This window comes from Fretibacter rubidus, from assembly GCF_041429785.1.
In the GTDB taxonomy this organism is placed as follows: Bacteria; Pseudomonadota; Alphaproteobacteria; order Caulobacterales; family Maricaulaceae; genus Fretibacter; species Fretibacter rubidus.
The window spans coordinates 1,065,314-1,082,861 of sequence record NZ_CP163423.1 but is presented as its reverse complement, the minus strand read 5'-3'; the positions used below and the strand labels follow the sequence as shown (position 1 = coordinate 1,082,861).

18 protein-coding genes are annotated in these 17,548 nt (G+C 52.8%); 10 read left to right on the top strand and 8 right to left on the bottom strand.

Annotation, left to right across the window (positions count from 1 at the left end; translation table 11 throughout):
• Positions 1–60 precede the first annotated feature (60 nt).
• Positions 61–2,163: an ATP-dependent DNA helicase RecG gene (gene recG / locus AB6B37_RS05190; RefSeq protein ID WP_371397833.1), complete on the top strand. Its 2,103-nt coding sequence runs from the start codon at positions 61–63 to the stop codon at positions 2,161–2,163.
• On the opposite strand, the gene AB6B37_RS05185 is transcribed toward recG, so the two are convergent.
• Positions 2,147–2,584, bottom strand: coding sequence for a hypothetical protein (locus tag AB6B37_RS05185; RefSeq protein ID WP_371397832.1), 438 nt, complete (start codon positions 2,582–2,584; stop codon positions 2,147–2,149). The two genes, recG and AB6B37_RS05185, sit on opposite strands and share 17 nt — an antisense overlap.
• 124 nt (positions 2,585–2,708) lie before the next feature.
• Here AB6B37_RS05185 and AB6B37_RS05180 point away from each other — a divergent pair, with 124 nt between their 5' ends.
• Positions 2,709–3,875, top strand: coding sequence for a nitrilase-related carbon-nitrogen hydrolase (locus AB6B37_RS05180; RefSeq protein ID WP_371397831.1), 1,167 nt, complete (start codon positions 2,709–2,711; stop codon positions 3,873–3,875).
• Between the two features lie 22 nt (positions 3,876–3,897).
• Here the strand turns inward: AB6B37_RS05180 and AB6B37_RS05175 are convergent, their stop codons facing one another.
• From AB6B37_RS05175 to AB6B37_RS05165, 3 genes are read right to left on the bottom strand one after another with little or no spacing between them, the layout of a single operon-like run.
• Positions 3,898–4,428, bottom strand: coding sequence for a hypothetical protein (locus AB6B37_RS05175; protein ID WP_371397830.1), 531 nt, complete (start codon positions 4,426–4,428; stop codon positions 3,898–3,900).
• 24 nt (positions 4,429–4,452) lie between these two features.
• The gene (locus AB6B37_RS05170; protein ID WP_371397829.1) at positions 4,453–5,013 is read right to left on the bottom strand and encodes a hypothetical protein; all 561 of its coding nucleotides are present in this window, start codon (positions 5,011–5,013) and stop codon (positions 4,453–4,455) included.
• Between the two features lie 37 nt (positions 5,014–5,050).
• Positions 5,051–5,296 carry a hypothetical protein gene (locus tag AB6B37_RS05165; RefSeq protein ID WP_371397828.1) on the bottom strand — a complete coding sequence of 82 codons (246 nt, stop codon included), beginning with the start codon at positions 5,294–5,296 and terminating at the stop codon, positions 5,051–5,053.
• A gap of 147 nt (positions 5,297–5,443) precedes the next feature.
• Here AB6B37_RS05165 and AB6B37_RS05160 point away from each other — a divergent pair, with 147 nt between their 5' ends.
• Together AB6B37_RS05160 and AB6B37_RS05155 are read left to right on the top strand one after the other, a co-directional pair.
• On the top strand, positions 5,444–7,363 hold the full coding sequence (locus AB6B37_RS05160) for a M1 family metallopeptidase (protein WP_371397827.1): 1,920 nt from the start codon (positions 5,444–5,446) through the stop codon (positions 7,361–7,363).
• 4 nt (positions 7,364–7,367) lie between these two features.
• The gene (locus tag AB6B37_RS05155) at positions 7,368–8,396 is read left to right on the top strand and encodes a histone deacetylase family protein (RefSeq protein WP_371397826.1); all 1,029 of its coding nucleotides are present in this window, start codon (positions 7,368–7,370) and stop codon (positions 8,394–8,396) included.
• A 157-nt stretch (positions 8,397–8,553) separates the two neighbouring features.
• On the opposite strand, the gene AB6B37_RS05150 is transcribed toward AB6B37_RS05155, so the two are convergent.
• On the bottom strand, positions 8,554–8,910 hold the full coding sequence (locus AB6B37_RS05150) for a hypothetical protein (RefSeq protein ID WP_371397825.1): 357 nt from the start codon (positions 8,908–8,910) through the stop codon (positions 8,554–8,556).
• Positions 8,911–9,238: 328 nt separating this feature from the next.
• On the opposite strand from AB6B37_RS05150, the gene AB6B37_RS05145 reads away from it, so the two are divergent.
• The 4 genes from AB6B37_RS05145 to AB6B37_RS05130 all read left to right on the top strand — a co-directional run bounded on the left by AB6B37_RS05145 (position 9,239) and on the right by AB6B37_RS05130 (position 13,211).
• Entirely contained in the window at positions 9,239–10,876 is a 1,638-nt protein-coding gene (locus AB6B37_RS05145; RefSeq protein WP_371397824.1) for a SulP family inorganic anion transporter, read from the top strand.
• Positions 10,877–10,952: 76 nt separating this feature from the next.
• On the top strand, positions 10,953–12,122 hold the full coding sequence (gene rnd, locus AB6B37_RS05140) for a ribonuclease D (protein ID WP_371397823.1): 1,170 nt from the start codon (positions 10,953–10,955) through the stop codon (positions 12,120–12,122).
• 6 nt (positions 12,123–12,128) lie between these two features.
• Positions 12,129–12,782 carry a pseudouridine synthase gene (locus AB6B37_RS05135; protein WP_371397822.1) on the top strand — a complete coding sequence of 218 codons (654 nt, stop codon included), beginning with the start codon at positions 12,129–12,131 and terminating at the stop codon, positions 12,780–12,782.
• 24 nt (positions 12,783–12,806) lie between these two features.
• Positions 12,807–13,211 carry a DUF1330 domain-containing protein gene (locus tag AB6B37_RS05130; protein ID WP_371397821.1) on the top strand — a complete coding sequence of 135 codons (405 nt, stop codon included), beginning with the start codon at positions 12,807–12,809 and terminating at the stop codon, positions 13,209–13,211.
• A gap of 6 nt (positions 13,212–13,217) precedes the next feature.
• Here AB6B37_RS05130 and AB6B37_RS05125 read toward each other — a convergent pair whose 3' ends face one another.
• A complete protein-coding gene (locus AB6B37_RS05125) occupies positions 13,218–14,762 on the bottom strand; it encodes a cryptochrome/photolyase family protein (protein WP_371397820.1) in 1,545 nt (514 codons plus the stop codon).
• A gap of 65 nt (positions 14,763–14,827) precedes the next feature.
• On the opposite strand from AB6B37_RS05125, the gene AB6B37_RS05120 reads away from it, so the two are divergent.
• Entirely contained in the window at positions 14,828–14,968 is a 141-nt protein-coding gene (locus AB6B37_RS05120) for a DUF2256 domain-containing protein (RefSeq protein ID WP_371397819.1), read from the top strand.
• A complete protein-coding gene (locus AB6B37_RS05115; protein ID WP_371397818.1) occupies positions 14,965–15,708 on the top strand; it encodes an SDR family NAD(P)-dependent oxidoreductase in 744 nt (247 codons plus the stop codon). Before AB6B37_RS05120 ends, AB6B37_RS05115 begins: the two co-directional genes overlap by 4 nt.
• Here the strand turns inward: AB6B37_RS05115 and AB6B37_RS05110 are convergent.
• Positions 15,705–16,370, bottom strand: coding sequence for a hypothetical protein (locus AB6B37_RS05110; RefSeq protein WP_371397817.1), 666 nt, complete (start codon positions 16,368–16,370; stop codon positions 15,705–15,707). The two genes, AB6B37_RS05115 and AB6B37_RS05110, sit on opposite strands and share 4 nt — an antisense overlap.
• Before the next feature lie 19 nt (positions 16,371–16,389).
• Positions 16,390–17,442 (bottom strand): DUF2066 domain-containing protein, encoded by a 1,053-nt coding sequence (locus tag AB6B37_RS05105; RefSeq protein WP_371397816.1) that lies wholly within the window; start codon positions 17,440–17,442, stop codon positions 16,390–16,392.
• Positions 17,443–17,548 lie beyond the last annotated feature (106 nt).

The following is a 17,548-nucleotide window of genomic DNA, read 5'->3' as shown; positions in this document are numbered from 1 at the left end:
AGCAAAGCCTGCCCCGAGTGTCACTTGCTATAGGCAATTAAATCGTTCAATTAACAGGCTATGCGACCAACAATTTTGTTTCCTTTATTTGCTGACGTGACCACCTTAAAAGGTGTTGGCCCGCGTGTCAGCGAGGCTCTTGGTCGCGCCTTTGGTCGCCCGCAGGCCGACGCCGCCCCGCGTATCAAAGACCTGCTGCTGACCCCACCCACCGGCATGATTGATCGTAGTTACCGCCCCCAGATTGCTGACGCGCATAAGGACGAAATTGCGACCTTTACCGTGACCGTGGGGCGTCATATCCCACCCAGCGCCAAGGGCCGCCCCTACCGCGTGCGCGTGTTTGACGAAAGCGATGACATGACGCTCGTCTTTTTCAAACCACGCGCGCCCTATCTTCAAACCGTGCTGCCAGAAGGCACCACCCGCATTATTTCAGGCAAGACCGAAGTCTTTAATGCCGAGATGCAAATGACGCATCCTGATTATATTTTGGCGCCGCAAGACATTGATAATCTGCCGCTATACGAAACGTTATATCCGCTGACCGCTGGTCTGTCGCAGAAAGTCGCGCGCAAGGCGGTGATGGCGGCGCTACAACATATTCCGCAAATGGATGAATGGCTCGACCCGCATATGGTGGCCAAACAAGACTGGCCGGGTTTTGCCGAGAGCCTCATTCGGATGCATTCACCAGAGCATCCCGTGGATAGCAAAGACACAGCCCCAGCGCGGTTGCGGCTGGCCTATGACGAGCTTTTTGCCAAGCAGCTAGCTATGGCGCTTGTGCGTGAAAACACACGCCGCCAATCAGGGCGCAGCTATGACACGGCGGGGCATTATGTCGATGACGTTTTAAAAGGCGCACCCTTCCCGCCCACAGGGGCGCAAACACAAGCGGTTGCGGAAATCATCGGAGATTTAAAATCGCCCTTTCGTATGGCGCGATTACTACAAGGCGATGTCGGGGCGGGTAAGACTTTCGTTGCCGCGCTGGCCGCTGCCCATGTCTGTGAAAGCGGCGCGCAAGTCGCCCTTATGGCGCCGACTGAAATCCTTGCGCGCCAACATGCGCAAACCATGGCCGCGTTCTTAGAGCCTGCGGGTCTGACCGTCGAGGCGATAACAGGGCGCGATAAAGGTAAACCGCGTGAAGCGCTGGCCACAGGTTTGCGCGAAGGCTATATTGATGTTGTGGTCGGCACCCATGCCCTGTTCCAAGAGAGCGTCGACTTTGCTGATTTAGGGCTGGTCATTATCGACGAACAGCACCGCTTTGGTGTCAATGACCGCATGAAATTAACGCTGAAAGGCAAGCGCCCAGATTTGCTAGTCATGACGGCGACCCCCATTCCGCGTACGCTGGCGCTCACGGCTTATGGGGATTTGGATATTTCCAAGCTGACAGAGAAACCCGCTGGTCGCAAACCGATTGAGACGCGCATCCTCCCGCTCGCTCGTCTTGATAACGTCATTGAAGCCGTGGGCCGCAAGATTGAAGACGGCGAGCAGGTCTATTGGGTTTGCCCGCTGGTCGAGGATAGCGAGGTGATTGACCTGACATCGGTTGAGGATCGCCACCGCCAACTCACCGCCATTTACGGTGACCGTGTGGGGCTGCTGCACGGGCGGTTATCCGCGCAAGACAAAGAGGCGATGAGCCAAGCGTTTAAACGCGGGGAGTATGACGTGCTGGTCGCGACAACGGTTATTGAGGTCGGTGTCGACGCCCCTAATGCAACCATCATGGTGATTGAACATGCCGAACGCTTTGGCCTTGCGCAGTTGCATCAACTGCGCGGGCGTGTGGGGCGCGGCGATAAATCATCGTCATGCCTTTTGCTCTATAAAGCCCCGCTCGGCGTGAGCGGTAAAGCGCGGCTCGAAATTATGCGCGAGTCTGAGGACGGCTTTTTAATCTCGGAAAAAGATTGGGAGCTTCGCGGCTCTGGGGATTTGTTAGGCGCGCGGCAATCAGGCCTGCCGGGCTATAAGCTCGCGGATTTGGATAAGCATAAATCACTGCTAGAGACGGCCGTGCAAGACGCGCGGCATCTGGCAAGTATTGACCCAGCACTAGAGTCCCCACGCGGCCAAGCGGCGCGCAACTTGCTTTATCTGTTTGAGCAAGATTACGGTATCGCGCTTATGAAAGCGGGTTAGTCAAGACGGCTGGCTGAAACTCTTCAACAGTTAGACCCAAATGGCTCAAGGTTTGCTCAAAAACGTCTGGGGCTTTGATGCAATTCGATGGTATAATAATCGCTTTGCCGCCTTTAGGTTGGACTAAATATAAATCACCGTCGTCACTCCGGCGTTTGACAATGACCTTATCAATTGCATTGATGTTCACGCGCTTGTCCCAATGCCCACTGTAAACCCGCAAAAATCGTTGGTTCAGATCGATACCCGATAACGGATTCACGACAACATTGTAGGCCAATAATGCCATCGGCACGCCTGTAATAGTCAAAAAATACCACGGCGCGTTTTGGATGTAGCCAAAGGCGGTAAACCCTGCCGCGAAGACTAACGCCACTAAGATTGTTTTCGTTCGGTATTGCTGTTCATATTTGTACTGCATGATAGTTCTCAACATAGCAGCAAAGTCTCACAAAACACTTAATACGGCAGCCGTTGCAAGTTTGCGAAACCTCAATCGCACGCGCGCTACCCCGCTGTATTGTACTGTGAAAAGGGGAAAGACCATGAAACATCTCGCCATCACAGCTGCGGGCTTAGCCCTCGTTGCATGCCAAGCTCAAAGTCCAGAGACCGCCGCAGAAGCGACGCCTACTCAAGCGACACCTGCGACTGATACGATGCCAGCCCTTGTGCGGCCCGATGGGAGCTATCCGACAATCCCTCTGGAAAAAGACAATATCGTTATCAAAGTCCTTCAGACCACGGTCGATAATTTGACCGATTTCCCGACCATTGAAGAAGGCTTAGACCATAATCTAAAACATATGGAGGCCATGGCCGACAAAGCTTGCACCACAGGTAAAAAGCCCGATTTCCTGCTGTATCACGAATTTCCACTGACGGGCTATTCAGGCGGATCGCGCACAGAAAAGCTGAAATATACGGTGCAAATTCCGGGACCAGAGACAGAGCGCCTCGGGAAAATTGCGCGCGATTGTGACACCTATTTGGTGTTTGGAACCTATGCAACCGATGATGATTGGCCGGGACATATATTATCAATTAATGCGGTGATTAACCGCGACGGCGAGGTCGTGAAAAAGTTCTGGAAATCGCGCAATATCAAACGCATCTATCCAGACCGCGAGATTACGACGACCACGATTGAATCTGTGCGGGACAAATACCGCGCCATGTACGGCATCGAGGAAGAGTTTCCTGTGCTGATGACAGAATACGGTAATATCGCGATCTCCACGGTTCAATTTGACCCGTTTATCTTTGCCGCCTTTGCCCTGCGCGGAACAGAGATCATGATCCGCACCGCAACATTATTTGCGGAATATGACGTGCGTGCCACGGCTTATTACAATAATTTTTACTCGCCCATGGTCAATATCGCCTTTGATATCCCCGGCTACAGCGCGGGCGAAAGCGTCATCATCGGGCCGAAAGCCAAAATCCTCGCCAAGTCAAAATCCCTTACCGAAGATGACATCATAGAGGCAGAGATTCCCATTGCTGAATTTCGCAAAAACCGCAAAATTCCCAATTATGCCTATGAGATGACAAAGCCTGTTTTGGATCAATATATCCAAGAGTTCCCGATTAATCACATGGACTTACCACGTGATCAATTGCCCGAAACAGGGGTTGCCATGAAAGAGCTGATGGAAAGTGTTAGCCGCTTTAATCATCCCGAAAAATACGGTCTGCCGAAGGGGGAGTAGCTGCGGAGCTGTAACCGCCTTACTATTTCACCCGCGTTCTAAACTGCACTGAAAAACTCGGATTTGGGTCACCCGGCGGCAGCACGCCTTGGGGACTGAAACACACATGTTTAATATTCGCGTCATGCCCAGTGCTTGCACTGTAACTACAGTCGCTGACATCAACCGGTTGCGCTGTTTGATCAGAAAACGTCAGATCAGTCGCAGCATTAAAACTCAGCCCTGGTGCTGTTGTCGAAAACGTCACCGCACCGACACCACCGCCTGTGCCGTTATAAAACTCCACCTCGGGGGGAAGCCTATCGGTCAGGAAAATACTGTTACTATCCACGGCAATTAGCCCGGTATTTTCGACCGCAATCGTATAGACGACTTCGTTCCCTGGGATAGCGTAATCCGCAATGCCCCCGCTTGGGTTATACATCGCCACGGTCTTATTCGCTTCCAGCCGCGCGTCGTCATTGATAATTGTATAGCTGGTTGTGGTTTGCGGTGCGCCGCCGTCACAAACCGTGCGCGCAAATATAATCTCGCTTGTGCTCGGCGTGCCCAAAGCAAAGGTTATTGTCTCGTCAGGCTAACCAATAAAATTATCCGATATCACCAACGGCAAAGGAAAAGCCGTCCCGTTATAAAGCCCAACAGGAATAGTGATAGACGATGATGTCAGCGTATAATCCGCCCCATCCGCCGTGCCGCCCGTAATGGTGATTGGAATAGTGGTCGGCACCTCCACGCGGCCGTCCATGATGATGACAGGCAAATTACCGCCAGAGGCTTCAAAATCAGAATAGCTACTGGCGCTAAATTGCGCAAAGGCCGCAATATTTAGGCGCAGATCATCAACGAAGTTACCGAAACTACCCGGGTTTGTTGTCCGAAATTGGACGCGCTGCGTACCTGTTGCGCCGCTATAGGTCGTGCTGCCCGTATTCACTTGCCACGGTGCGCCAATGACTGTGGATTGGGTGGCCAGTGATTGAAACACGACACCCGTCGTATTATTGGCAATTTCGAGCAATGCCACCTGCGGGTTTGGCCCGCCCGAGCGCGCACGGTGGGCAAAGCTCCAACCGACTGTCTCGCCCGCAATCAAGCACACTTCTTGGTAAAGTGCGCCGGGCTGATTGGCATTCATTTCGGCGTGAACATTCCCTTCAAAAGATGTGATGCTGTTAAAAGGTGCTGTCCCATAACTCAATCTCATTCGTGGTTGATGACCATTCATCCACGGCCGCATTGTTGAAAATTTGCCAATTCGGCGTGCCAGGACCTTGCGGGTCATTGGCCTCAAAGCTGCCGTTATAAAATTCTCGCTGTTGGGCTTGGGCCGTTTGAGCAATACTCGCCCATAGAAATACCGCGCAGAGACCACCCAAGGCAAAGCGAGTCTCTATTTTGCTTTGTACGGGGTTAAACATAGCGGTCCCAATGTGTGCCCAGCGCCCCTTTTAGAGCAGCCGTATTAACAGGAACTTTAGGACGCTGTGCAGCGCAACATCATCTAGGCGCTTGTGAAGCCTGTGACGTGGGCGTAGACTTGTGCAAAATATAAAGGAATCTACGCCATGACTATTGCTCGCCTCTCTGCTTTTTCAGTGCTTGCCGCTGCCACACTCACTTTGACGGCCTGCGGACCGACCAATCCGCCTAGTGAGGTGGGGTCTGCTGAAAATAGCGCGTCGCAAACCATTGTTCCGTCCGAGCGTTTCTTTACCGCCGATCAATTCACTTACGCCAATTACCAAGACGTCGTGGTCAACCATGCAGCGCTTGATTTGGACGTTGATTTTGACCGCAAAGTTTTGGACGGGGCGGTAACATTACAGTTTACACGCCTTGACCCAAATGCGACGACCCTCGTGCTGGATACCAAAGATTTATTGATTAAAGCTGTGGCGCTAGAGACAGATGACGGTTGGATGCCGACGGATTACACGCTGGCCGACCCTGACCCTATGATGGGCTCTGCCATGCGCATTGATATTGGCGCGGACGCCAGCCAGCTTCGGATAATTTATCAAACCAGCCCAGAGGCCGAAGGCCTGCAATGGCTGACCCCGGCCCAGACTGCGGGTAAGGAAAAACCATATCTGTTTTCCCAAGCGCAAGCGATTAACGCCCGCACCATGTTACCCGTCCAAGACACGCCCGCTGTGCGGCTGACCTATGAGGCGTCATTGCGCGTGCCTGAAGGCTTGCTACCGCTCATGAGTGCATCTCAAGACGGCCAAGACGCAAACGGTAATTGGCAGTTTTCTATGCCGCAACCCATCCCCAGCTACCTGATTGCGATTGCGGTGGGTGACATCAAATTCAAGGCGATTAACGACACGATCGGTGTTTATGCCGAAGAGTATATCCTAGACGCCTCCGCCGAGGAATTTGCAGAAACGCCAATGATGGAGGTCGCCAATACAGCGCTTTACGGGCCATATCGTTGGGGGCGTTATGACCTCATCGTCTTGCCGCCAAGCTTTCCTTACGGCGGCATGGAAAATCCGCGTCTGTCATTTATGACGCCGACCCTGATTGCGGGCGATAAGTCGCTGACGAACGTGGTCGCGCATGAGCTGGCCCATAGCTGGTCTGGTAATCTGGTGACCAATTCAAATTGGCGCGATGCCTGGCTAAATGAAGGTTTCACGAGCTATGTTGAAAACCGTGTGATGGAAGAACTTTACGGGAAACGGCGAGCCGTCATGGAGCAGGTTCTTGATTTGGAAGGTATGAAACGCGCGATTTCAGAGGCCAAGCGGCCCGAGTTGACGCATCTTAAACTACCAGATGACATGCAACATCCAGATGATGCTTTCACCCTTGTATCCTATATCAAGGGCGCAAATTTTCTGTTTTTCCTCGAAGACCGTTTTGGACGTGAGGCCTTTGATCCGTTCCTAAAATCTTATTTCAATGCCTATGCCTTTGACAGCATCACGACAGAAGACTTCCTTGGCTTTATGGACGCGAACCTTCGTAACACATACCCAAACGCCGTCACTGATGCCGAAATTGCGGCATGGGTCTATGGACCGGGTCTGCCAGACACAGCGCGCAAGCCAAAGTCAGATGCCTTTGATGAGGTTGCCGCCGCATCTGCGCGCTGGACATCTGGCGACATTACCGCGAGCGAACTGCCGACAGATGATTGGTCAACACATGAATGGCTGCATTTCCTCAACGGGCTACCGACGCTCACCCAAGCGCAGTTCAAAGCGCTAGACGAGGCGTTCGGGCTCACAGGCACACAAAATGCAGAGACCGCCTTTGCTTGGTATATGCAAGCCATTAAAGGCGATTATGAGCCCGCTATGCCCGCACTGGAGGAGTTTCTGATGACGGTCGGGCGCGGCAAATTTATCTACCGCCTTTACGGCGCGCTGGCAGATAACGGAAAAGCCGATACGGCCGACCGCATTTTTGCCACTGCCAAAGACGGCTACCACCCCATCGCCCAACGTCGGATTAGCGATATTTTGGAAGAGTAATTCCTTGGATATCGTCTACACCGATGATCACGCACTGCATGCGCCAGCGCTAGAGCTTCACCGCGGGGCTTTTGTGCCTGCCCATGAGGGCACGCACCGATTGGATAAATTACTGGCGGGATTATCTCGGGCGGGGCTGACGAATTTTATCACGCCAGAGCCTTGCGATATGAGCGCGATTGCGCGCGTACACACGGCGGATTATCTGCATTTCCTGCAAACCGCGTGGAGCCGTTGGCAAGCGGCAGGTTATAGCGGCGATGTCCTACCCATGAGTTACCCGCACCGCCCGCGCCGCGCGGAACCCCCCATCGATATTGACGGCGCAGCCGGATATTTCTGTAGCTCGTCAGACACGGTCATCACCCAAACCAGTTGGCACGGATTAAAGGCCGTTGCGGATTGTGCCGTCGCCGCAGCCGATAGCGTCAGCGCGTCTGGCGGTGCCGCCTTTACCCTGACCCGCCCGCCGGGCCATCACGCAGGGGCAGATTATATGTCAGGCTATTGCTTGCTGAATTACGCCGCGATTGCGGCGCAGAGACTGCGCGATAAAGGCGCAGGCAAAGTCGCTATACTTGATGTTGATTTTCACCACGGCAATGGCACGCAAGATATTTTCTATGCCCGCGATGATGTGTTTTTCACCTCAATCCACGGCGAACCCGACCACCATTTTCCCTATTTTTGGGGCCATGAAGACGAGGTCGGGGAAGGCGCGGGCAAAGGCTTCACCGCCAATTATCCCCTGCCCGCTGGCACGCCCTATCCCGTCTGGCGCGAGGCGTTAGAGCACGCGCTAACCCGTATCCAAGATTTCGGCGCAGACGCTCTCGTCGTATCGCTGGGGGTCGATACCTATGAACAAGACCCGATCAGCACCTTTAAACTCACCACCCCTGACTACCCCGATTACGGCGCAAAAATCGGCACCCTAAACCTGCCCACAGTGTTCATCATGGAAGGCGGCTACGGCGTCCCAGAGATTGGGGACAATACGGCGGGTGTACTCACGGGGTTTATGGGAGGGTGAGGGTTGTGAATAGGAGCGATTTGCAAGCAGCTAAAATCTTTAAAGGGTTTGGGGGCTTAGAAGACATTGGCGAGTGTCTTAATTGGAGCGATTTTAAGATGCTCACGGTCACCATTCATTTTTGAAGCAGCCTGATGAAGCGGTTTTAAAGAAACGGTTAAATTCTTTTTTGGTGCCTTGTACCAAAAAAGATACTGCTAAGAACTGACAAGCAGGAAATTCCAAGCGTGACCATCAATGCACTAAGGGGAGGCATTCCCAAAAATGTTAAAAGAATCGTAGCGAAAACGCTCCCTGCCAAGGCGACAATTATGCCAAATACTTTACCTTTCAGACCTGCCGTTAAAGCCGAGATCAGTAAGGTTGCCGCAAGAATAATAAGGGATACAGCATCAAGAAAAGGGTCTAATTTCCAATCTTGCAAACCCGCTGTGATACCAAAAGCCAAACCCAAAATAAAAAACAACAGCGTGGCCCAATCAACACCGCTCTGGCTCTGTGTTTTCTCTTCCATTCCCTGCTCCCAGTCTTTTTGGCTTATTGAATATTACGTAGGTATTGTGACATACCTAATCAATAGGAAAGAAATATACCGACCCGACATTCTGAAATTAGGGAGAGAAAGACTAGAATAACTTCCTTTTTCGCGCGAATACTACCGTATCGGCAAACATTACTACCAACTTTCTTTAGCTGACTTAATCCACTGAGCTAAGGTCCCCTTTGAGGATATTGGCACCGCGTCCTCTTCCCCCCTCACATCCCCCAACCCACATCGCCCCTTGCATCTGACCTATCATGCGTTATGACGCGCGTTTTCACCCCGCATTCGTGAGTCTGCCATGATCCGCACCACATTATCTGCCTTTGCTGACCGTTTGGCCGTTCCTGGGGGCGATACGGATATTAGCTTTACGCCAAACCGTATTAAGATTGAAATCCTGTCTGGCCTGACCGTTGCCTTGGCGTTGGTCCCCGAAGCGGTGGCCTTTGCTTTTGTTGCGGGTGTTGATCCGCTGGTCGGGCTTTATGCGGCCTTTATTGTCGGATTAATCACCGCTGTCTTTGGCGGGCGTCCCGGTATGATTTCAGGGGCCACAGGCGCGCTGGCGGTTGTCATGGTCGCGCTGGTCGCGCAGCACGGGGTCGAGTATTTATTCGCGACCGTTGTGTTGATGGGCCTATTGCAAATCATCGCGGGCGTGTTCCATTTGGGCAAGTTCATCCGCCTTGTCCCCCATCCCGTGATGCTGGGCTTTGTTAACGGGCTGGCGATTGTTATCTTCCTCGCGCAGATGTCACAGTTTCATGTGCCAGGGGCCGAACATGTGATTAAAGAAGGCGCACACGGGCCGAGCCTGTTTGATGCGCCTTACATGACGGGTGCGCCGCTTTATATGATGTTGGGCCTTGTCGCGCTAACCATGGCAATTATTTGGGGCACGCCCAAAGTGACCAAGTTCATTCCCGCGCCGCTAGCGGGCATTGGTATTGTCGCGCTGATTGTGATTGTATTTAATATTGATGTGCCGCGCGTCGGCGACCTCGCCTCTATTGAGGGCGGGCTGCCGAGCTTTCACATTCCGATGGTGCCTCTAAATTTGGAAACGTTTCGTATTATTTTGCCTTATGCCATTATCCTAGCCGCCATTGGCCTGATTGAGAGCTTGCTGACGTTAAACCTCGTTGGGCGTATTACCAATAAGCGCGGCGGCGCATCGCAAGAATGTATCGCCCAAGGCGCGTCCAATCTGGTCACTGGGTTCTTTGGCGGCATGGGCGGTTGCGCCATGATTGGCCAGTCAATGATTAACGTGAAATCTGGCGGGCGCACACGGCTCGCGGGGATTTCTGCGGCACTGTTCCTGCTCGCCTTTATCCTGTTCACATCTGAATGGATTGAGATGATACCGCTGGCGGCCCTTGTGGGCGTCATGTTTATGGTCGTGATTGGCACTTTTGCGTGGCAGTCTTTTACCATCATGCGCAAGGTTCCGCTGATGGATGCCTTTGTTATTATCCTTGTGACTGTTGTGACGGTTTGGCACGATTTGGCTGTGGCCGTTGTGGTCGGTGTGATTGTGTCGGCGCTGGCTTACGCCTGGAATAACGCTAGCCGCATTACCGCGCGCACCAATATTGATGACAGCGGCGCGAAAGTTTACGAAATCACAGGCCCGCTATTCTTTGGATCTGCCGAAGGATTTGAGGAATTATTTGACGCCGAAAATGATCCCGATGTTGTTATCGTTGACTTCCTTGATAGTCGCGTGGTCGATCAATCTGCCCTACAAGCGATTGAGCAGTTGGCCGAAACTTACGCGCAAGCAGGCAAGACACTACAGCTGCGTCACCTGACAAAGGAATGTCACCGCCTCCTCAATAAGGCTGGGCAATTAATGGTCGATAGTGATGATGACCCTGATTACGGCCTTGCCGTGGATTATGACATCCGCACTGGCATTTTGGGCGGGCATTAGACGCCTAAGCGCTTTAATCACAGCTGTGCTTTACGAATCAGGTGACGCCCGCGCGCGTCCCTGCTAGGCCTTTGTCATGCAAGTTATTAAAACGAATGAGGCGCTGACCGCCTTTTGTAACGCGACCAAAGGCAAGGCCTTCATCTGTGTCGATACAGAGTTCATGCGCGAGAGCACATTTTACAGCCAGCTGTGTTTAATCCAAGCGGCGACAGATACGGATGAGGCGATCATAGACCCCCTCGCCGACGGCCTAGACCTCACCCCATTTCTTGATGTTCTGATGGATAAGGCCATCATGAAAGTGATGCATGCGGCGCGCCAAGATATGGAAATATTCTACGCGCTCTGCGGGGCTGTGCCCGGCCCGCTCTTTGATACGCAAATTGCGGCCATGGCGCTCGGCTTTGGCGATAGTGTCGGCTATATGGCGTTGGTCAAAGGCCGGCTGGATATCAACCTTGATAAGGGCGCGCGCTTTACCGATTGGTCGCGCCGACCGCTATCAGACAAGCAACTCCATTACGCCATTGGTGACGTCACCCATCTGCGTGACCTTTACCCCGGTATGGTCGAAGAGCTTCAGACGCGAGGTCGTCTTGGCTGGGTCAATGAAGAAATGGCCCCGCAAATGGATGCCGCCCTTTATAGTTTTGAGCCTGAAACGGCGTGGGAACGACTGAAAGTGCGTAATATCAAAAAGCCCTATCTCGCAGCGCTAAAAGCGGCTGCGGCATGGCGGGAGCGCGAAGCAATATCGCGCGATATTCCGCGACGCCGTGTCCTTAAAGATGACAGTCTTTATGATCTTGCGCAGAACCGCCCGCGGGACACAAAGGCTTTAGAACGGCTGCGGTCTATCCCCAAAGGATTTGAGCGCAGTTCCAAGGCTAAAGCCTTGGTCGAAGCCATTGCCGCCGCCGTGGACAATGCCGAAGACTACGCGCCCAAGATTGAGCGTCCGCGTAATATGCCGCCTAATCTGGGCCCGCGAATGGAAATGCTAAAGACGCTGCTGCGTCTGCGCACAGAATATGAAGATATAGCCCCGCGCCTTGTCGCCAATAATAGTGACATTGAACAACTGGCGGCGTTTGGCGCGAAAGCTGATATTGCTGCGCTGAAAGGCTGGCGCCGGGAGGCGTTTGGTGAAGACGCGCTGGCGATGCTTGCGGGAAAAATCGCGCTGCGGCTAGAGGGGCGCGAAGTTGTGGCTGAACCGATTGAAGCCAATAAAGACGCCTAGACCGTTATGGTCGCCCGCGCCTTTACCTATGACCCGCCGACAACGCCGCTGGATATTATTTATAAAGATGATGATATTGTCGTCATAAATAAACCCAGCGGGCTTTTATCTGTGCCCGGCAAGTCAGATCCCGATTGCGCGGAAGCGCGCGTGCAAGCGGCCTATCCCACCGCGCTAACGATACACCGCTTAGATATGGCGACATCTGGCTTGCTTGTCTTTGCCCTTAATCCTAACGCGCAACGTCATATCGGGTTACAATTTGAAAAACGCATGGTCGAGAAGGCTTATGTCGCGCGCGTGGCCGGGCATATGCGGGGACACAGCGGTCATGTGAACCTGCCGCTAATTTGTGACTGGCCCAACCGTCCGCGCCAAATGGTCAGCTTTGAGCACGGCAAATCCGCACAAACCGATTGGAACGTCATAGCGCGAGAAGACGACACCACCCGCGTGCTGCTGCATCCCAAAACGGGGCGGTCGCATCAATTGCGCGTGCATATGTATGCGCTGGGCCATCCCATATTGGGCGACCGTATTTATGCGGATGACGAAAGTTTTGCGCGCGCGACACGGTTACAATTACATGCCCAAGATTTGCGCCTTCGCAAACCAACGGGCGGAGATTGGATTAATATCCATGCGAAATGCCCATTTTAAGCCTCACCAGTCTGGAGCCCTAATATGAAAAAAATCATTCTATACGCTGCGGTGTTTTTATCCGCCTGTAATGCCAATACGGGCCCCGATGCTGCGCCTGATTTAGCCGTACAGGCTGACGCGCCGGGCGCTTATATGATTGTGCAAGGCAAAAACTATGCGCCGCAAGACCTCGGCCCTTATGCGGCAAGCCTACCGCCGATTTATGCGAAATACGGTGGGCGCTATGTGGCCTTTTCAACGGATTATGACACGATGGAAGGCAGCTCTGATTACCAAGCTACCATCATATCAGCCTGGCCGAGCGCAGAGGCCGCACGGACATTTTGGACCTCACCAGAATACCGCGAAGCGATAAAGTTGCGTGACGGTATTGGTGAATTTGACGTGATTATTGTGCCAGCCCTGCCCGCGCAGCCTACGCGGTAGACGTGATTACATATAGTCCGATGTGGCAGGCGTAAGGTCATCTAGAAAGGCCTCTGCTGTTTCCAAAATGTCTTTGCGCACGCCCTCGTCCATTTTTTCCAAATTGCGGTAAATCATGCTCATGCGGTTGTTGCCTTTGAGCGTGTCTTTATTGCGGTCAATGAAATGCCAATAAAGGCTGTTGAACGGACACGCCTTTGGCCCCGTGCGGTCTTTCACGTTATAATGGCAATCCCCGCAATAATTGGACATGCGGTTAATATAGCTGCCACTGCTGGCATAGGGTTTCGAGCCTAGTAAACCGCCATCGGCAAACTGGCTCATACCCAGCGAATTGGGCAATTCCACCCACTCGAACGCGTCAATATAAACGGCTAAATACCATTCATGCACCAGCTTTGGGTCGGCCCCAATCAGTAGCGCAAAATTCCCCGTTATCATCAAACGTTGAATGTGATGCGCATAGGCATGTTCTTTCGTCTGGCCAATGGATTGTGACAAGCAGTGCATATCCGTGTCGCCCGTCCAGTAAAAGTCTGGTAAGGTCCGCGTCGCCCCCAATGCGTTTTCACTGACGTAATCCGGCATTCGCAGCCAATAGATTCCGCGCACATATTCGCGCCAACCAATGATTTGACGGATATAGCCCTCTGTCGCATTGATCGGCGCTTTACCGTCTTTATAGGCCGCTTCTACGGCACGGCAAATTTCGAGCGGCGCGAGCAGCCCAGCGTTTAAATAGAGCGATAGTAGCGAGTGGTATAAAAACGGCTCATCCGTCAGCATAGCGTCTTGATAGTCGCCGAAACGCTCTAGGCCGTGCTCGACGAAATAGTCCAAGACATACAGCGCATCATCGCGGGTCACACCGTAAAAGAAATCATCAATATCACCAAAACGGTTCGGAAATTCGCGCGTGACCATATCAATCACGTCTTGGGTTATATCATCAGGGTCAAAGCGTTTGGGTTTTGGCATGAACAAATCGGCTTTGGCGGGTTTGCGGTTGTCTTTGTCAAAATTCCACTGCCCGCCTTCGGGATCATCACCGTCCATGAGCAGACCCGTTTTACGGCGCATATCACGGTAGAAATACTCCATGCGGTATTGCTTTCGACCATCCGCCCATTCTGCAAACTCTTCTTTAGTCGCCAAAAAGCGACTATCTGGCATGATGGTAGCGGGCTTACCAAGGTCCCCTTCCCACGTCTTCACACGCTCTAGCACGTCATATTCGGACGGCTCACAGACGCGGATTTGGTCAATATCGTGACGGTCGAGCGCGCGTTTCATCTCGCCTTCGAAACTCTGACTATTGTCTGCATCGTCAAGTGTGACGTAATCCACCGTCCAGCCGCGACTGCGCAAATCATCTGCGAAATGCCGCATGGCAGAGAATAGAAATACGAGCTTTTTTCGGTGATGAGCCACCGATGTTGCTTCACCTCTAACTTCCATCATTAAGATGACGCTATCCTCTGGCTCGCTGATGGATAGCGGCGGTAGGTCACGAGATAATTGGTCGGCAAAGATAGGAATAAGCGTTTTCATATAATGCTTACGCATTAAACCGCGCAGGGTTCAAACTTAGCCGCTCTCCGTGTCGTAAAGATGATATGGCCCATAAAAAAACCAATCTTCCGTCAAAAATATGCGCGGCCTGCGGGCGGCCTTTTGAATGGCGAAAGAAGTGGGAACGAGACTGGGACAACGTCCGTTATTGCTCTGTGCGGTGTAAAAGAGAGAAAAAAGCATGACATTATTTAAAAGCTTCCCTGATGATTTACGCGTGGCCATTATCGGCGCCAGCGGCGGCATAGGCGCCGCCATGGTCGACGCTTGTGTTGCAGACCCTAAAGTGGCGCGCGTTCATGCACTCTCCCGCCAAGGCCGCTCTCACCCCTCGCCTAAGGTCGCAAATTTGACCTTTGATTTCACGGATGAAGCCAGCATAGAAGCCGCCGCTGTGGCGCTAAAAGAAGTCGGGCCGCTCGACATTGTGATTGTCGCGACGGGATTGCTACACGGCCAAGGCATTGCGCCAGAGAAGAACTTGCGTGCGCTATCCTATGACGGCTTTGAGGTCAGCTATAAAACCAATGTTGTTGGCCCCGCCATGACCGCAAAATATTTCCTGCCGCTTATGCGCCGTGACGAGAAGGCCGTCTTCGCAGCCCTATCGGCGCGGGTCGGCAGTATATCGGATAACCGCCTCGGCGGCTGGTATGCTTACCGCGCGTCCAAGGCTGCGCTGAATATGGTGCTAAAAAACCTATCGATTGAGCATGGGCGGCGGTTTAAAGAGGCGGTGATTATCGGACTACATCCTGGCACAGTTGATACAGCCCTATCAGAACAGTTCCAAGGCAATGTGCCAGAGGGCAAATTATTCACGCCCGAATTCAGCGCAGAGCATTTATTAAAGGTCGTCGATCAAGTCAGCCCTAAGGATACAGGCAACCTCTTTGCATGGGACGGCGAACAAATTCCGTTCTAGTCGATATCATCGAACAAATCAGGCTGGGCGTTAAAAAACCGCACTGCAAAAGCCTTGGTCATATCGGCTTTATCTGCGCGTGCCGCCATATCAAGCTCGGAAATACCGTGCCGTAGCGCAGGCACAGAGCGGGGCGATCGGGTGATAATGTAACCCACAAGATCGCGCGACACGCTGCGCCCTGTATCGTCAAAAAGCTTTCGGATAATCCCTTCTAGCACATCATCGTCGGCGTCTGACAGGCTCGCAACGGCGGTGTTTTTCATCCGCGAATGCAGGTCAGGTAAACTATGGGGCCATTCATGCGGCGGCCGTGTGGAGGCAAGCAGCAATGGCCCGGCCTCCCCCGCGAGGGCTTTGTTAATCGCGGCAAAAACCATATGCGCGTCTTGAGTTTCCGCGTCATCAATGAAGACGCCGCCGTGCCCCTCTGCCGCCCAAGCATGCCCTAAATGGGTTTTGCCAGAGCCCTTTGGCCCTTGGAGAAGTAAAACAGGCGCGGGCCAAGCTTGCCAGCCTTTGACAAGCCGAAAGCCGTCTTGATTAGACGGCCCAGTAACGAAATTATCAAACCGATAGTCAGGCGTGGGCGCGAGGTCCATCGGAATTTGACGACTAGATTTTCGCCCTGAGCTAAATGATGGGGTTTTGGGGGACGACATAAAGACCTATGCCTTTGACCTAAAGACGGAAATTACTGCGCGCCAGATAGGTGCCGATTTTAGGGTCGGTGTTAATTTGAACGCCTTTAAAAGCAAGCTCATTGGCCAAACGATCCATATCTCCGCCAAAGGTCAGCGTCATCATCGCCCCATCCTTGGATAGCGCATCAAGACGCGCGTCTTGGATTTGGGCTGAATTGTTGATGACAGATTGCAAGGTCATCCAATCCTCAAGACTATTATACAGAACAGACACGACCATAGTTTTAGCGTTTTCAGCGCGAACAACAGAGGCCTCTTTCCAATTATCTTCCAAAAGCTGAACAGTGGCCCGCGCTGCATCCGTGAAGTTAGCCGCGTTCACAGTGCCGATAGAGCGGGATTGATCCGTATCGACGGCGTAATCCGAAATCGTCACAGAAACGCCGCCAGCCCCGCCCGACGCCCGCGCGATAAGGACTTGGGCCAACTCAAATTGCCGTGCCGTTTGCGACAGCGCGCCTTTATTACCGCCCAGCGCTTGGCTGGCCGTCACAAGACCTGATGTGTTTACATTGGCACCAACAGATTTAACAGGCGTTAAGGCATGTTCATAGGCGCCGTCTTGCCACGCTTTCACCCAATCATTATCCGCCCATGGGCTACCACCATTCAAGATGGGCAGCACAAGACTGTCACGCGATTGGGTTGCGACCATCGTAAAGCCATTTTCACGGAGGAAGGTCTGCACACGCGACGGGTTAAAGGCGACCGTGATATCGCCCAGATAACGCCGCGATGAGCGTTTCTCATTGCCAATGCTTTGGCCACGTATCATGGCGCGCGCTGTATCGATTGTAATCTCTGGCAGACCTTTAGCTGCACGCTCTGACGGGAGCGTCAACCGCTCCACAAGCAGTTGCGCGGCGCGTATCTGACCCGCTTCTGTGGCTTTTAACTGCGCGTCAATCGCAGTGTCAGCCGTGGCATCAACCCGCACAGCCGCAACAGTGAATGGGTCAGCCGCTTGGGCCGAATCAGCCGCGAATATAAAAAACAAAGAAGCGATAAATAGAAATACAATACGTGTCATAAGCTTGTCCTAGCCCGCTTTGGTCGTGAATAAAAGCACCATTAGCGCCGAAATAGCAGGCACGGTTACGGATGTGAATAATCACCCTTGCATCACCTGCGGGTTA

Excerpts from the sequence above, each read along its gene's own strand:
- AB6B37_RS05105 (WP_371397816.1), bottom strand. The coding sequence starts at position 17,442 with ATGACACGTATTGTATTTCTATTTATCGCTTCTTTGTTTTTTATATTC.
- AB6B37_RS05180 (WP_371397831.1), top strand. The coding sequence starts at position 2,709 with ATGAAACATCTCGCCATCACAGCTGCGGGCTTAGCCCTCGTTGCATGC.
- AB6B37_RS05120 (WP_371397819.1), top strand. The coding sequence starts at position 14,828 with ATGGCCCATAAAAAAACCAATCTTCCGTCAAAAATATGCGCGGCCTGC.
- AB6B37_RS05160 (WP_371397827.1), top strand. The coding sequence starts at position 5,444 with ATGACTATTGCTCGCCTCTCTGCTTTTTCAGTGCTTGCCGCTGCCACA.
- AB6B37_RS05110 (WP_371397817.1), bottom strand. The coding sequence starts at position 16,370 with ATGTCGTCCCCCAAAACCCCATCATTTAGCTCAGGGCGAAAATCTAGT.
- AB6B37_RS05150 (WP_371397825.1), bottom strand. The coding sequence starts at position 8,910 with ATGGAAGAGAAAACACAGAGCCAGAGCGGTGTTGATTGGGCCACGCTG.
- AB6B37_RS05165 (WP_371397828.1), bottom strand. The coding sequence starts at position 5,296 with ATGTTTAACCCCGTACAAAGCAAAATAGAGACTCGCTTTGCCTTGGGT.
- AB6B37_RS05170 (WP_371397829.1), bottom strand. The coding sequence starts at position 5,013 with ATGAATGCCAATCAGCCCGGCGCACTTTACCAAGAAGTGTGCTTGATT.
- rnd (WP_371397823.1), top strand. The coding sequence starts at position 10,953 with ATGCAAGTTATTAAAACGAATGAGGCGCTGACCGCCTTTTGTAACGCG.
- AB6B37_RS05125 (WP_371397820.1), bottom strand. The coding sequence starts at position 14,762 with ATGAAAACGCTTATTCCTATCTTTGCCGACCAATTATCTCGTGACCTA.
- AB6B37_RS05115 (WP_371397818.1), top strand. The coding sequence starts at position 14,965 with ATGACATTATTTAAAAGCTTCCCTGATGATTTACGCGTGGCCATTATC.
- AB6B37_RS05135 (WP_371397822.1), top strand. The coding sequence starts at position 12,129 with ATGGTCGCCCGCGCCTTTACCTATGACCCGCCGACAACGCCGCTGGAT.
- AB6B37_RS05185 (WP_371397832.1), bottom strand. The coding sequence starts at position 2,584 with ATGCAGTACAAATATGAACAGCAATACCGAACGAAAACAATCTTAGTG.
- recG (WP_371397833.1), top strand. The coding sequence starts at position 61 with ATGCGACCAACAATTTTGTTTCCTTTATTTGCTGACGTGACCACCTTA.
- AB6B37_RS05130 (WP_371397821.1), top strand. The coding sequence starts at position 12,807 with ATGAAAAAAATCATTCTATACGCTGCGGTGTTTTTATCCGCCTGTAAT.
- AB6B37_RS05145 (WP_371397824.1), top strand. The coding sequence starts at position 9,239 with ATGATCCGCACCACATTATCTGCCTTTGCTGACCGTTTGGCCGTTCCT.